15 protein-coding genes are annotated in these 14883 nt (G+C 50.6%); 4 read left to right on the top strand and 11 right to left on the bottom strand.

Going from position 1 to position 14883, the window contains the following annotated elements:
• The first annotated feature begins 84 nt into the window (after positions 1-84).
• Together Mcas_RS00620 and Mcas_RS00615 are read left to right on the top strand one after the other, a co-directional pair.
• Positions 85-339 (top strand): Uma2 family endonuclease, encoded by a 255-nt coding sequence (locus Mcas_RS00620; RefSeq protein ID WP_052566637.1) that lies wholly within the window; start codon positions 85-87, stop codon positions 337-339.
• A 404-nt stretch (positions 340-743) separates the two neighbouring features.
• Complete coding sequence (locus tag Mcas_RS00615; protein ID WP_040333357.1) at positions 744-1394, top strand: response regulator; 651 nt, start codon at positions 744-746, stop codon at positions 1392-1394.
• Between the two features lie 41 nt (positions 1395-1435).
• Here Mcas_RS00615 and Mcas_RS00610 read toward each other — a convergent pair whose 3' ends face one another.
• The 10 genes from Mcas_RS00610 to Mcas_RS15930 form a co-directional block, all read right to left on the bottom strand.
• A complete protein-coding gene (locus tag Mcas_RS00610; protein WP_040333356.1) occupies positions 1436-2521 on the bottom strand; it encodes a radical SAM protein in 1086 nt (361 codons plus the stop codon).
• Positions 2522-2947: a toll/interleukin-1 receptor domain-containing protein gene (locus Mcas_RS00605; protein ID WP_040333354.1), complete on the bottom strand. Its 426-nt coding sequence runs from the start codon at positions 2945-2947 to the stop codon at positions 2522-2524.
• Positions 2944-3372 (bottom strand): toll/interleukin-1 receptor domain-containing protein, encoded by a 429-nt coding sequence (locus tag Mcas_RS00600; RefSeq protein WP_040333352.1) that lies wholly within the window; start codon positions 3370-3372, stop codon positions 2944-2946. The genes Mcas_RS00605 and Mcas_RS00600 overlap by 4 nt, the downstream gene beginning before the upstream one ends.
• Before the next feature lie 92 nt (positions 3373-3464).
• Complete coding sequence (wbaP, locus tag Mcas_RS00595; protein ID WP_040333350.1) at positions 3465-4907, bottom strand: undecaprenyl-phosphate galactose phosphotransferase WbaP; 1443 nt, start codon at positions 4905-4907, stop codon at positions 3465-3467.
• A gap of 315 nt (positions 4908-5222) precedes the next feature.
• Positions 5223-6200 (bottom strand): beta-ketoacyl-ACP synthase III, encoded by a 978-nt coding sequence (locus tag Mcas_RS00590; RefSeq protein ID WP_040333348.1) that lies wholly within the window; start codon positions 6198-6200, stop codon positions 5223-5225.
• 10 nt (positions 6201-6210) lie between these two features.
• Positions 6211-7245: a phosphate acyltransferase PlsX gene (gene plsX / locus Mcas_RS00585; RefSeq protein ID WP_052566636.1), complete on the bottom strand. Its 1035-nt coding sequence runs from the start codon at positions 7243-7245 to the stop codon at positions 6211-6213.
• Positions 7246-7249: 4 nt separating this feature from the next.
• Positions 7250-7435 carry a 50S ribosomal protein L32 gene (rpmF, locus tag Mcas_RS00580; protein ID WP_040333347.1) on the bottom strand — a complete coding sequence of 62 codons (186 nt, stop codon included), beginning with the start codon at positions 7433-7435 and terminating at the stop codon, positions 7250-7252.
• Between the two features lie 15 nt (positions 7436-7450).
• A complete protein-coding gene (locus tag Mcas_RS00575; RefSeq protein WP_040333346.1) occupies positions 7451-7996 on the bottom strand; it encodes a YceD family protein in 546 nt (181 codons plus the stop codon).
• A 124-nt stretch (positions 7997-8120) separates the two neighbouring features.
• The gene (gene purD, locus Mcas_RS00570; protein ID WP_040333345.1) at positions 8121-9377 is read right to left on the bottom strand and encodes a phosphoribosylamine--glycine ligase; all 1257 of its coding nucleotides are present in this window, start codon (positions 9375-9377) and stop codon (positions 8121-8123) included.
• A 37-nt stretch (positions 9378-9414) separates the two neighbouring features.
• Positions 9415-10092 (bottom strand): DUF2155 domain-containing protein, encoded by a 678-nt coding sequence (locus Mcas_RS15930; protein ID WP_081853488.1) that lies wholly within the window; start codon positions 10090-10092, stop codon positions 9415-9417.
• Positions 10093-10286: 194 nt separating this feature from the next.
• Here Mcas_RS15930 and Mcas_RS00560 point away from each other — a divergent pair, with 194 nt between their 5' ends.
• Positions 10287-11387: a DHH family phosphoesterase gene (locus Mcas_RS00560; RefSeq protein WP_040333344.1), complete on the top strand. Its 1101-nt coding sequence runs from the start codon at positions 10287-10289 to the stop codon at positions 11385-11387.
• A 72-nt stretch (positions 11388-11459) separates the two neighbouring features.
• On the top strand, positions 11460-12437 hold the full coding sequence (locus tag Mcas_RS00555; RefSeq protein WP_162176214.1) for an esterase/lipase family protein: 978 nt from the start codon (positions 11460-11462) through the stop codon (positions 12435-12437).
• Positions 12438-12490: 53 nt separating this feature from the next.
• Here the strand turns inward: Mcas_RS00555 and Mcas_RS15925 are convergent, their stop codons facing one another.
• Complete coding sequence (locus Mcas_RS15925; RefSeq protein WP_052566634.1) at positions 12491-14539, bottom strand: Lcl C-terminal domain-containing protein; 2049 nt, start codon at positions 14537-14539, stop codon at positions 12491-12493.
• Between the last annotated feature and the right edge of the window lie 344 nt (positions 14540-14883).

Raw genomic sequence — 14883 nt, 5'->3', positions numbered from 1 at the left:
AAAAAGGTAGTCCTACACAAGTAGTGATAATTGTACACTTACCACCCTCCCCTAACCCCTCCCATGATAAGAGGCGTACCGGACATGGTGTGTGAAATCGTCTCAAAAGGCTCTCACGTCAAAGACACGGTGACAAAGAGGGATATATATGAGCGTTATAAGGTGCCTGAATTTTGGATAGTCTTCCCTGAGCTTGAAACCATAGAGGTGTTTACCATCGAAGGGGATAGATACAAGCTCTTTTCAGCAGCCGAAGGAGAAGGAATCGTCAAATCCAGGGTCATTGAAGGGCTGGAGATAGACGTCAATGACGTCTTTGCAGACTTCTCTTTCCAGTGATAAACGCAAAAAAAGCAGGGGGGATTTTCGTCCTATTGACAAACGTGAACTCTTTTATATATACTTCAGTCATTAAATAATTATGCAGGGAAGGCAAGAAAACATGGATTATTTAATACTAAAAAACGTGAAGTTATACCTTACGCTGTTCAACTGTGTGGTGTGGTGAGGGGGTGTGAGGGTAAGCAGGATGAAACCAATTTTAATCGTACAACAAGTGTATTATGTCATTTAGCCCGGGAGATAAGTAATTATTTAACAAAAGTAAGCCTTGCCCTGCGGTTTTCTGGGCTAAAAATCAAGCAATCCCATGATGAGTCTATAAACGGCAGCCGTTTTTGCGATCTGGGGTTTTATGGCAGCAGCCAAACGAACACTACAATCTTGCCTGCTGTAGGTGGGCAATGAAAAGGCTCCTTGTTGTAGACAATGACCCTGATGTCAGGAATCGAATAACTGAAATCCTGACCGCTGCCGGTTATTATACAGACGATGCCGCAAGTGCACAAGAGGCCATCAGCAAGACCTCCGTGGACGACTTTGACATTATCCTGATGGATGCCGCAATGCCAGGTATCAACGCCATTGAGACCATCAAAGAGCTTCGAAAGATAAAACCCAGAACCAAGGTTGTTATTATCACTGACCTGGCCTCCATTGAAGATGCCATAGAGTCTATCAAACATGGGGCGGCAGATTATCTGCAAAAACCCATTAGGGCTGAAACCCTCCTAAAAATCGTAAACCGCGAGATTTGTTCAAATAACTTTGGCAAGGAAATCAGCACCATTGATATGGATTTCGTCCTGGGCACCATCTCAAATCCGTTGAGACGCAAGCTGATCAAGCTGGTTCATCATCAGTCCATGCGCTTTATGGAGCTAAATCGTGAACTCTCCCTGGTTGACCACACACGGTTGGTATTCCACCTCAAGCTGTTGAAGGACTGCGGCCTTATCACGCAGGATGCAAGCAGGGCATACGTGCTTACAGACAGGGGTGCCAGGGTCTACAAGGGGATGATGGTGCTGGAGACGTTCCTTGTAACGGATTAATGATTGGCTTGACTTGCAAGATTGCCGGCATGTAATGTCAGCTATGTATATGGCCTGAAGTCTTTATCGGGGCGGATGAAGGTCTCCGGTTGATTGACGTCACTGACGTCGTTGATTGTCAGACAATTGCCGCAGACCGCCCCGTGCTCACCCCTTAGCAGACGACGGCGAATGTCTCTGACCCGATCCGACCTCAAAATCGCACTAAAGGACCGCTCATTGATATTGCCGACAACGCTGCTGTGACAGAGCTTGACATCCCCGTTACTTGCGATGATGAAGTAAAACCACGGATAGGCACACTGCGATTTGGTGGCGGGCACCGACTGTCTCTGCGAAAACAACGGCGGATGTAACAACACAACATCCGAGGGGTTGATGTCAAACTTGAGCCTCAGTGAGCTGATCGTCCTGTCATACAGCTCCTGGTGGTAGAACAGCGACTGTTCAAACAACTCCTCAAATGGTCGTGCCAGCCTGGCGTGTCTCAACTGCACAACGCCAACACCATAGTCTCTGGCAAAGTCATACATGTGGCTTAAGTCTTCGATGTTTGAGTGCAGCATGGTGTAGTTTATCCTGACCACTGGGGAGCCGCCCTTGCCGCGATGAGTCTTGATGGCGCTCAGTGCAGCCAGGACGCTGTTGAAGTTGCCATTTGGCCGGATGCGGTTGTAGGTTGCCTCGGTCAGGCCATCGATGCTGATGATGAGTTCATCCAGCAAGCCCTCCGTGACGATGCTGCCGATGGTGTTGTCATCCAGGAGGGTCGCGTTGGTACACACGCTGATGACGCCGTGACAATAGCGCCTGGCAACTCTCAGGTAGTCCATGAAATTTCTGGTCAGAAATGGCTCATACCCGCAGGAAAGTTCCAGCACTCGCACCATCCCAAAGATGTCCCTGGCAAGACACTCAAATATCTCAAGGGGCATCACACTGAACTGTTGCCTGAACTCCTTGCGAGACATATAGCACATGATACAGCGTAGATTGCAGGCGTTGTTGGTATCGATGGCAAGGCGATAGACGGGGAGGTTAAAGGCCTCCAGTGCCCTGACGGCGGCAATCTTAAGCGGGCGCAGCTTAAGACCGTTGTAGAGCCTCCTTAGAAGGTACTTATCCACTTAATGAATCAATTGCTTGTGATGTCCTGTCTTAGACTCAGATTTCAGAAAACTTGCCACCTTTATTGCGGCCTTTGAGGGGGATTTTTCATGAAAGCAAGCTGCTGCCTTTAAACGTACAGGAAAACTCTCATATGGCACATCATCTATAACAACTGGGATGATTCTCTTTTCATCTGCTATAGCAACCCCTATCTCAAAGAAAACCCATTGACTGGTAATGCTGTTCTTGCTGATAATTACCACCATGACGTTGCTCTCTCTTAAAGCCTTTTCCATTAAGTCTACGATACTGCTTCCCTGAACAATATTTTTATCTTTCGTGAAAAACCATACAGTTACCCCTGTCTGCCTTAATTCATCAAAGAACAATGAAACCCACTCACTATCTTGCATTGCACTGGAGATAAAAATTTGCTCTTTCATTTCTTGCCCCTTCCTTTAACGTTATTTACTCGTTGGTGCAATTCATCAAGATATCTATCGATGTCGTTGATACTGATAGTATCTCTTCCCTTTAGAAAAACAGGTACGTTAACATTAGACAGAAATTCCTCTTTTGTCAGTCCACACAGCAAAACAGCAATCAGTATACGCCGTGACCAGGAAACTCCAATTTCCGCCCAGATATATGGACGACTAATAGCCCGGGGAGTATACAACACTAAATGTTCACTTGTCTTTTCAAGCATGTTGCGAATTCCTTCCTCAAATTCTGTTCCAACATATCCATCAACCTCTTCAAGAAAAGGTTGTGCCCCACGTGAGGTTATTTCATCCGCTACTTTTTTTGCCACCCAAGTGTCGGTCCCACAATGACTTATGAACACTATTCTTTTCTTTTTTGCCATACTTTTAACAATTTCCCATGCTACCTGTCGTCTTAATAATTATAGTTTAGCACATCCCCGGATAGTTTGACAACGTTACGCAATACGGCATTTCACCTGGCCCCCTTCATAAAGAACACCACCGAAACGGTCTTTATCAGTATGACGATGTCAAGCCACAGGGACCAGTTCATAATGTACCAGTTATCGAGTCTGATCCTGTAGTCGTAGGTGGTGTCGTTTCTGCCCGATACCTGCCACAGCCCCGTGATGCCAGGCAGCACGGAAAAACATGCCTCGGCTAACTCCTTGTAGTAGGTCTCCACCTCGTGTTCGGTCACAGGACGTGGGCCGATGATGCTCATCTCCCCCTTGAGGACATTGAATATCTGTGGCAACTCATCCAGCGATGTCTTTCGCAGAAAGTTGCCTATCCTGGTGACCCTGGGGTCGTTTGTCAACTTGTAGTGCTGCTGCCACTCCCTGAGATTGGAGTCGCTCTGCAGGAGGGTGGCAAGCATGGTGTCGGCATCCTTGACCATCGTGCGAAACTTGTAGCACTTAAAGGGCCTTCCTCCTTTGCCGATCCTCAGGTGCGAATAGATGACAGGCCCCCGTGACTCAAGCCGTATGAGCAGACCAATAACCCCAACCATAATCAACAACACCGGCAACAGGACAATGCCCGAAACAATATCAAACAATCGCTTCATAATACGGTTTTTGACAAACTTGAGGTTGTTCCTGATCTTCAGCAGGAATATCTCCTCATAAAACAGGTGCAACAGTTCCGTGTTCAACAGCGCCACGCCACAGAGGTCGGGCACGATCATGATGTCCTTTATGCACAGTTGCAGTTCAAATGCAAGCGTGGCGATACGCTTGGGGCCAAGTGAGGGCAGGGCTATTATTACCGTGCTTACCTTGAGGTTTTTGATCAGTTGCGTATAGCTGCATATCTCTCCAAAGACCATCTTGCCATCGACAAGGGTGTTTATCTTCTGTTGGTCGTCATCGAGGAAGCCCACAACCTCAATGCCGATGGCCTTCTCACGTGTCAGCCATTGGTTTATAAGCCTGCCGGTGTTACCTGCTCCGAGTATGAGCGCCCTGGTCTTAAAGATGCAAAAGCTAAAAAGCGCCCTCTTGCCCAACAACCGGTATACAGGAAAGACAAAGAGCGATATGCACCACAGCAGCACCAGGATCACACGTGATATCTCTGCCGACATCTGCCCGATATTGACGATCACCATGACAATCAACATACTCAGCGTAAGGCTTGTGATCAACCGCCTGGTGTCATCCCAGAAGGGCAGTCTGGTGCCGTACATCCCGTTATAGGCATTGAACGACACATAAGTAACCGGCACCCACCACAACCCCACGTACATGCCAAAGGTAAAGTTTTCGGTCAACCCCTTAAACACCAGAGGCAACAGGGCATCCCTGATGTACCAGGCGGCAAACAGCGACGTATAAAAGGCCAGGACATCCAGACAGATCAGAAAAAAGACCCGCACCAACTGTATTAAAAACTGTCTCCTGGCAGTCATCGTTTAAGGAATCAAGACCGTTTTTCTTCTGCCATGTACCAGGACCCTTGACATTGCAAACAGCATAGTCTTATCTTAGCAAATTCCACAGACTTTGTGTGCGTGAATTCATAGCGCCTTTCGATTGCATGTGATACAAAGAAAGAAAGGGGCGACTCCCCCCCTTCAGAACCCCCTGCAAGGGGAGGGGTGAGCCACCCCGGGCACGAAGAAGCCCCCTTGACCCCGTCGCAGTGTGTGTGTAGTGAGGCAACCCATTCACGCGTGAGAATGAGTTTTATATTTGATATTGCAGGCGTTTTTCTATGACATCTGCTACCACCTGATAAGAGCAGATGCCCAGGTCAACCCGCCGCCAAAGGCCTCAAGCAGTATGACGTCGTCGGCCTTAACCCTGCCGGCTACCACGGCCTCATCCAGGGCAATGGGTATGGAGGCTGCCGAGGTATTGCCACACTTGTGGAGATTGACCATAACCTTGTCCATGCCGATACCCAGGCGGTCGGCGGTTGCAGAGATAATCCGCATGTTTGCCTGGTGCGGGATAAGCAGGGCCAGGTCGGAGGCTGTCAGGTTGTTTTTTGCCAGGGCGTCGGTAACGAGTCTTTCCAGCGTGCGCACTGCAACCTTGAATGTTTCGTTGCCCTTCATTTTGATATAGTGCATGTGGTTATTTATGGTTTCGGTGGTGGTGGGATACCTCGACCCTCCACCGGGCAGTTGAAGCATCTCGGCCATCGTGCCATCGGAATATATGTCGATGGAGAGGATACCGTTGTCTCCCTCCACCGGTTCCACGATCACAGCCCCGGCACCGTCGCCAAAAAGGACACAGGTGTTTCTGTCCTCCCAATCGGTCACCTTTGAAAGCGTCTCTGCCCCTATGACCAATATCCGCCTGTACAGACCGGCCAGTATGTAGGCATTGGCCACCGACAGACCATAGATAAACCCCGAACATGCCGCATTGACGTCAAAGGCCGCCGCATTAACGGCACCAATGCTCCTTTGCAAAAAGCACGCAGTGGCAGGGACGGGCATATCCCCTGTTATGGTGGCCACGATGATGAGGTCTATGGAATCGGCACTGATTGACGCACGCCTGAGGGCCGTCATGGCCGCCTCCGCAGCAAGGTCTGAGACGCTCTGGGTATCGCCGGCTATGTGCCGCTCTGTGATCCCGGTGCGTTCGATTATCCACTGGTCGGTGGTGTTGACGATCTGTTCGAGGTCATGGTTGGTGAGAACCCGCTCAGGCAGGTATGACCCCGTTGATATAATCTTAGCCCTCAAATCTTACCCCTCAACCTTGGCCCTCAATTAATCCCTGCCCGTGCATGTCTTGCATAGACTTCTCTATTGCGTCGGAGATTATTCTGTTTATGTCTACCTTAACCAGTTGATTGGTGACCTTTATAGCGTTTCTGATTGCCTTTGCGGATGAGCGTCCATGGCAGATGATGCAGGTACCGTTTATGCCCAACAGCGGGGCGCCACCGTACTCTGCATAATCGGTGTTCTTCTTGAAACTCCTGATGGCCGGTTTCATCAGCAGATAGCCAAGTCTGCCCGCATACGAGTTTGACATCTCAGCCTTGAGCATTTTTAGTATGACTTCGGCGAGGCCTTCGCTTATCTTCAGTGTGGTGTTGCCAATGAAGCCGTCGCAGACCACCACGTCAGCCGCACCCCTAAAGATGTCCTTGCCCTCAATGTTGCCCACGAAGTTGAGACCCGATGCCTTCAGCATCTTAAAAGCCTCCTTTGTGAGGTCGTTGCCCTTTGAGTCTTCTTCCCCGATACTTATCAGTGCAACCTTAGGAGATTTTATCCCCATGACTGCACTGTGGTAGGCACTGCCCATGGTGGCAAACTGCAGCAGATTGATCGGCTTGCAATCGACGTTGGCCCCTGCGTCTATCAACAGGAATCGTCCTTTGAGTGTGGGCATAAAGGCCGCAATCGCAGGTCTGTCCACACCGGGGGCCTTCTTCAAAAGCGTCAGGGAGGTTGCCAGCGCAACCCCGGAGTGGCCGGCACTGACCACGGCCCCTGCCTCGCCATGTTTGACCAACTCCACCGCAACACGTATGGACGAGTCGCGCTTCTGCCGTAACGCCGCAGTGGGCGTCTCCTGCATGTCAACCACCTGTGAGGCATGACGGATGCTCAACCTCTCCCTGGGGTAACTCTTGCCGTGCAGGTGCTTTTTGATTATCTCCTCATCTCCGACAAGTATGATACTGATATCCTTGTACAGTCTGAGAGATTCAATTGCACCCTCTAACGTAACCTCCGGCGCCTTGTCACCACCCATTGCATCTAACGCTATAATCATAAGATTACTCTTTTTCTACGACCTCTAAGATGTTTCTGCCATCGTACATGCCGCAACTGCCACATGCCCTGTGAGGCATCTTCAGTTCTCCACAGTCGGGGCACTTTATCAGATGCGGTATTACACCCTTCCAGTTTGCCCTGCGCTTATCCCTTCTTGCCCTTGAATGTCTTGATGTTGGATTTGCCATCGCCTGATAACTCCTTTATCTTACTCTGTATTTTGTTCTGAGTCTGTCGAGGTAGTTTGCACTGCCCTCCGTCTTGAAGTCTGTTTCGTTGTGTGCGGCAGCAGCAACTCCGTTGTTACACCGGCAGGGGCCATCGTTGAGGTTTAACCCACACGTGGGACACAGCCCCAGGCACTGCTCCTGGCACACTATCTTCATCGGTATGTTTAAAAGTATCTGCTCCGTTACAATCTGATGAATGTCGAGTTCGTCGTTCGCATAAAAGCCGATATCCATGTCGGTTACCTGCAGGTCATCGTCCTCTGTGGCTTCATCCTGCAGGGGCATGTACGTCAGATTGATGTCGATATCGAGGTTGTCGTCAAACTCCGTCAGACACCGGCTGCACGTCAGTATCATTTCCAGCCGTACCGTACCGCTGATCGACACGCTATCGCCGGCCCTGTGGATCAGGAGGCTACCACACACCGGCCCGCGCATCCGCACGTCGTCGGGCGATATCTCTGCCTTGAGATCAACAACAAGCCCCTCTTCCTTTAGGTCCTTCAAATGCACGATCATAAATCTTTTCCCACACTCATTATAATTTTAAGATTAAGCACTTGTCAAGGATTTCAATCGCACCACGTAAAATAGGTATCCTCTTAAAAAAGCATGGTAAAATGGGGTCAAGGGGGTGGGGCACTCATGCCCCTATGTCGTTGCGGTAGAACATGCCGTCGAAGCCGATGTTTTTTACGTTTTCATAGATATTTTGGCGCACTGCGCTGATGCTTGGCCCGGCGGCAGTAACCGCCAAGACCCTGCCGGAAGTTGTTACCACGTTGTTGCCGTCAAAGGTCGTGCCGCTGTGAAATACGCACAGGTCATCCTTTGCCTTTAAGGACTCAAGCCCGTTAACGACGACGCCCTTGTTGAAACTCCCCGGATACCCCCCCGATGCAAGCACCAACGTCATTGATGCCCCGGGTTTCCAACGGACATCCAGTTGATTGAGCGATCCCTCATGTATGGCTATCATAATATCGAGCAGGTCGGTATCCAGGCGCATAAGCACTGCCTGTGCCTCCGGATCGCCAAGGCGACAGTTAAACTCCAGCACGTATGGCACGCCGTCTTTTATCATCAACCCCGCATACAGTATCCCCTTGTACACCATGCCCTCCTTGTGTAAGCCGTTGAGCGTGGGGTATATCACCTTGTTCATTACGATTTGATGCAGAGAGCTGTTGATAACGGAGGCCGGGGTTATTGCCCCCATGCCACCCGTATTAGGCCCTCGGTCGGCATCAAAAGCCCTTTTGTAGTCCTGCGCACTGACCATTGGGATCACATGGTCTCCGTCGGTGAATACCATAAAGGAGGCCTCCTGTCCCTCTATGCACTGCTCCACGACGACCCTGTCACCGGCTTCGCCAAATGCCCTGTCCTTCATGATGAGCCTTATGGCATCAATGGCTTCATCTACCGACCAGGCCACGATAACTCCCTTGCCGGCAGCCAGACCGTCGGCCTTTATCACCACCGGCGTGCCCATGAGCTTGACGTACTCCTCGGCATGGAGGTAAGACGTAAAAACCCGATACTGCGCAGTGGGGATGCCATATCGCTTCATGAAGTCCTTGGCAAAGACCTTGCTGCCTTCAAGTCTGGCTGCCTGACTGGTAGGCCCAATTATCTTGAGTCCCTCCCTGGTAAAAGCATCCACGATGCCAGCAACCAACGGCACCTCGGGACCAACAATAGTGTAGTCTATCCACTCGTACCTGGCAAAGTCCACCAGTGCCTTGATGTCATCAGCGTTTATATTCAGGCAACTGGCCATTTCGGCTATTCCGGCATTACCGGGACTACAATATATCCTGTCAACACGTCTGCACCTTGAAAGCGCCCACACAATGGCGTGCTCCCTGCCTCCACCACCTACCACGAGTATCTTCATAACCTTTGCACCTTGTCCTGTCCCCTGAGCCTGGGGATCAATTCTTTTTAATCCCCTCCATGAGGATTATTCCGTATCTGTCATGCTGAAAGGGATGTATTTCGGGGTATTTCGAGTACAACCATCCCTTAAATATCTCTTTACCGGCCTCGATGACCTTGACGTTGACGGCCGGATTCTTTGTCTCGTTAGACATGGATGTTATCGTGAGGGCATCCATCTTAAAATCCGGCAGAAACTCCCCAACGTTTAGCTTTAAGCTGGAGCCATGTATGGTATACTCGGAGCCGAGCTTGATGTTTATAATCTGGCTTTTTTTGGCCTGTTTGTCAGTAATCGACAGTTTGACCGATTCCCACTTACCCTTGACGCTGTCGGGAACGACTATTTCGGCGCTGTGGCGGGTCTCGCTGTCATCAGCCTTATGCGCATTTCCGGATGTGTGCTGCTCGCTGTCGGCCACATGCTCGTGCGGATCGTTGCCGGATGCGTGCTGATCGCCGTTGGTATGAGCGGTATGACCATCCGGTGAGACCTCCGGTGCAGGGGGTGGTGTTGTCTCCTTGGGCTTATTTTTGTTTTCCAGGAGTTGTTGTGAACTAATGGGTATCTCCGGCTTGGGTTCCTCACTCTTGGTGCATGAAATCACTACCGATATCCATGCAAACAACACAGCAATAACCAAAATACCACGCCCTTGTAATAATCTCCTCATTTTATCCCTCTCTTAAAAATTTAATCATAAGTGTCTTTTAAGGATACACTTATAGTGCATTTGTTGTCAATCTCTGTAAAGGTTGGCTCAGGAGCTGAAAAGATAATTGGCGTACATATTTTTTGTGAGAGGGCTTTGTGCTGTTGACAGGTATGCTTTTGTTGTGTTTAACTATAGGCGTACGGGTTTTTTTTATGACAGAGAGACTGGAAAAATTCAAGAAAGTAATGACAGGGATGACCTCGCTACCGATAGTCATTACGCAGATAGACCCTGACGCCATTGGTTCGGCAATGCTCCTGCGTTATATAGCCATTACCTTTGGCATAAAGGTGGATATTTATTACTGCGGGAACTTTGGGCACCCTCAAAACCGTGTGATTTATACGCTGTACGATCTGGGTTCAATGCTTCTTCCCATAAGGGATATGCCCAAAGACGTGCAGACCTGTGCCCTGGTAGATTCCTCTCAGATAAATGACGCACGTCTGCATGGGCGCACTATAAATCCTATTGTCATATTTGACCATCACGAGATAGACGCAAGAATTAAAGAAGATGAGGCCGAACAGCGTTTTATGTGGATAGACAGGGTCGGAGCGGCCACGACTTTGCTTGTAGAAATGGCCTTTATGCTGAATATTAATTTTCCCAAGAACAGTCAGGAGGCTACCCTTGCCGTACTTGGCGTCTTCAGTGACACGAAGATGCTCTTAAATGCTACGGACAGAGATATCTCTGCCTACTCCAGGATGCTGGAATATGCAGACCAGGATATCTTTCGGCACTTCTTCAACTATCCCCTGCCTCAGCGATACTTTGAATATTTCAAGGACGCCATCTGTGGCTGGAAGATAAAAGAGGCCATACTGGTAACGAGCATCGGGTTTATACCCTCCAAAGACGCCGACCAACTGGCAATCATCGCAGACAACCTCATCCGCATGACGGAGATACAACTGGCCGTTACGTGGGCGATAGTGGACAACTCCTTTGTGCGGATATCGGCCAGGAGTACAGACCTGTCCCTGCCGTTGAACGAGTTTTTGAGAGAGCGTTTCGGGCCAAACTGCGGTTCCAAGACGTCGGCGCTGGGCATTGCAGAAGGCGGCGGACTCATAAAACTCCCCATCGATTTCTGGACGGGAGAAGAGGTCAGGGAAGAACTCTTTGCCCTGGTCAAACGTAAGATGGAGTACCTGATACTTGAGTACTCGGAGTCGCCGATACTGCACAAAGAAAAAGATGTCGAGGCATGTGAATGGATCACCAATAATAACCATGACCTTGTATAGCAGAACTTTCCCCGGTCTTTTCTCTTTTTAACAATGGACATTAATACATTTGATGTATCTTTCCATGAGGGCATGAAGGGATATCCCTTGTTTGTTTTTATGCACGGGCTTGGAATGGACAAGAACGTCTGGGTCTGTCCTGAGCGGTCGAAGGTGCTTGCCGGCAGTTATCCCGTTGATGTTATGCTCTGCAGGCAGCCACAAAGCAGAGAGGTCTCATCCAGTGAGCCGGTCCCGTTTATAACCACGGGGCAACACAACAGAGGTGAACTAAGGACATTGTTTCACGACCTGATGGCCTTAGATATGCCCTGTCTGTGTTTTACCTTGCAACGTCCTGCCAACACGATATCCTACGCTATAAGCGACCTGCTCTGCGTACTGGATTGCTGCAGGGACTATACACGCCACGGTGTCGTTATCGTTGGCCACAGCCGGGGCGGGGTGATTGCCAGGAGGTTTGCCGAAAGCGTTGCAGAAGCGCCCGTGTTGGGTGTTGTCACCATATCGTCTCCTCACGGGGGGTCAATGCTCGCTAAGTGGGCAACCGTGTTGTCACGATTTACGTCGTTTGTTATGCCCTATCTCGATGAGGCGGAGAGGGGGTCGTTTTTGAGCAAACTCAGGCGGAGCTTCAGTTTCCTCAGCAGTAAGGCAGTTGATGAGATGCTGCCCGGGTCGGAACTCCTGCGTTGCCTGGCCACGCAGCCATCGAAGAAATTCTTTGCGCTGACCATTGGAACTACCAGGGCAGAACTGTTTTCCCTATATAAGGTGCAGGCGACCCCATGTCACGATAATGGCAACAGAACGTTGACCTACAAGAGGGTCCTGTCTTTCCCTGAGACACTGGCCGCGCTGCTGCCTGATGGCCTTGTCCCGGAGGAGATAACAGACGGCCTGGGTGATGGCATTGTCAGCGAACGAAGCTCACGCCTCCCCTACGCCGACAGACACCTCGTCTATCCCCTGAATCACGTAGAGGTACTCTTTGACGAAACGGTGAGGGCGGACATCCTCACGGAACTAAGACTACATGGGTTTATCTGAGGTGTGCGGTTAGGGTCAGGTAATACCCCCATTGCCGTCAAAGCCACGAGCGCCTAGTACGTGAACATAGCCGTGCCGCCCAACGCTCCGAAGTTGTTTGACTTGCAGAGATAGCCGACCAGATTGCGCTTGGGAAGCGTATCTCCCTGGAAGCAGGCCATCGGAACGCTGCCACAACTCAGACCAACCGGGTCTACCGTACTCTCGCTTGTGATAACAATCGAGGCACCGTAGGCACCATACAGGCTTGATTTAGGGGCCACCTCTGGTATGCTACCTATCACGTTTGTATCCAGTGAAATGTCTTTGCCATTGAAGGTTAGCATCCGTGTCTGATAGGCGTTGATTTGTTTATTAGCCGTTGTCATTGTCGATATCAGGTCATTCGTTGGGCCGGACATGTTACCGGCGGCAGTTGCTGTAAGCTCAACGCCTACCGTTGAGGTATCTGCCGTCATGTTCGATATGACGCAGTAGGTTACGTTGACGGGGTTTGTGTGCAGGTATGGCAGTGTGTAGGTGACCTGTGCAGGCGATAAAAGCGCCACGGGGTCCTGGATCGTCCCGACAGTGCTGTCGTTGTCTCCAAGTTGATTGTCTATCAGGTAGAGGGTCACAACCAGATTATTTCTCACGCCGCTTATCTCGCCACATGGAATCCCGCTGAAATTACCGTTGCAGCCAAAGTCGTACCATCCGGAGGTGCCGTACTTTTTCACGTAATTGACGACGACCCCATGGGGCAGATAGAACTTCACCTGATTGACCGCGCCAGTCTGGACGCCCGTTAGGGTGAATGATATGGTTCCAACTGGCAGCCTTGCACTGACGTTGTTTGTGGTCAGGCCCAGGCCGCCGAGGTCTGGGGTTGTAACTGAGCTGATGGTGCTGATAGTAACGGACGGATCGACCGCCACGGTTATGTACTGTGAGTTGGCGGCATGGAATGATTCCACGTTGCCCTGGAGTCTGTCGGGGACGCCATCGCCGTTGCCGTCGTAGTTGGGGTCGTTGCCGCCGGGGCCTTGCTCCTCTGTGGAACCAACTTGTCCAGAGCGAACTGGCCATACATAGCTGCCGCCGGACTTATCACCGGAGACGACGATGCCATCGCCCATGTAGACAAACCACGCGCTGGACGTAGTGCTAGCATAGGACGTAGACGACCAGTAGTAGCCAAACCGCACATTGGTAAAGGGGTAGCCGGATGGAAGCGATGGGTTATATGTTGCAAGGTTAACCAGGCTAAAAAGCTCTTTCCTGTTTGGCAGTCGCCAGTCGGTATAACCATATGTACCGGCTCCGGTGTTCATTGCCGCGACGTAGTCCAGGGCCTCCTGCCATGTCTTAACAGTGCCTGGAAGGTTGGCGCCTTTGGCCCACATCAGCCCCGTGAGATTGTCGATAACCGTGTTGGCGCCGGCGGTAAAGCGCGGACTCGGCCAGGCAACACCCTTCTGGAGTGCGCCATCGTCGCCTGCGTAGTAGCTCGTTGTCTGCCCAGTCTGCGGTAGGCTCACTGTACCGGCTTGTCCAGAACGAACCGGCCATACATAGAAGCTGCTGGACTTAGCGTCGGCGTTGACGTCGCCACCGTTGATGACGACGAGCCAAGCGAGGGACGTAGCGCCAGCATAGGACGTAGACGACCAGTAGTAGTCAGACTGCACATTGATAAATGGATGGCCAGACGGTAGTGCAGGCAAATATCTCCCACTGTCAACCAGGCTCTCCAACTCGTTGATGTTTGGCAGTCGCCAGTCGGTATAGCCATATGTACCTGCTCCGCTGTTCATTGAGGCAACGTAGTCCAGGGCCTCCTGCCATGTCTTACCAGTACCTGGAAGGTTGGCGTCTTTGGTCCACATCAGCCCAGTGAGATTGTCGGTAACCGTGTTGGCGCCGGCGGTAAAGCGCGGACTTGGCCAAGCCGCACCCGCCCTGATCGACCCGTTGTCGCCTGTGGCGTAGCTCGTCGTCTGCCCGGTCTGCGGCAGGCTTACGGTTCCGGCCATCAACGTTGCCACCGATACCAGCACCAAGACGATTATTAACGTAACCATTTTCGTTGTTGCCAATAACTTTTTGCTTGCTATAATCATCCTTTTATTCTCCTTTAGGTTTGCGGTTCATGTTCACGGTAAAAATGTCTGAACCACACCTGCGACCGTAGGGAGTAAATTTAACTCAACGGATTAAGGGATTGTCAAGATTAGGTTAAAGGCAGACCTTAATCGTTTTTCTGTACATAAATCCTGCATAATCCTCTAATCTGTGTAATCCCGGTTCAGACAGTCCCTTTATCGCCGGCGATCATCATGGTGGGGAACGCAGTACAGGACTTGCTGCCTGCCAGAGGATCGGACAAGAAAGGCCAGTAGACGGAACATAAAGCTTACACACAAGACAGGCGCATAAAACAAAAACTATACCAAAAGCATGGCAT

It is taken from the genome of Candidatus Magnetobacterium casense (genome assembly GCF_000714715.1).
Lineage (GTDB): Bacteria > Nitrospirota > Thermodesulfovibrionia > Thermodesulfovibrionales > Magnetobacteriaceae > Magnetobacterium > Magnetobacterium casense.
This window is presented reverse-complemented; position numbering and strand designations above follow the sequence as displayed.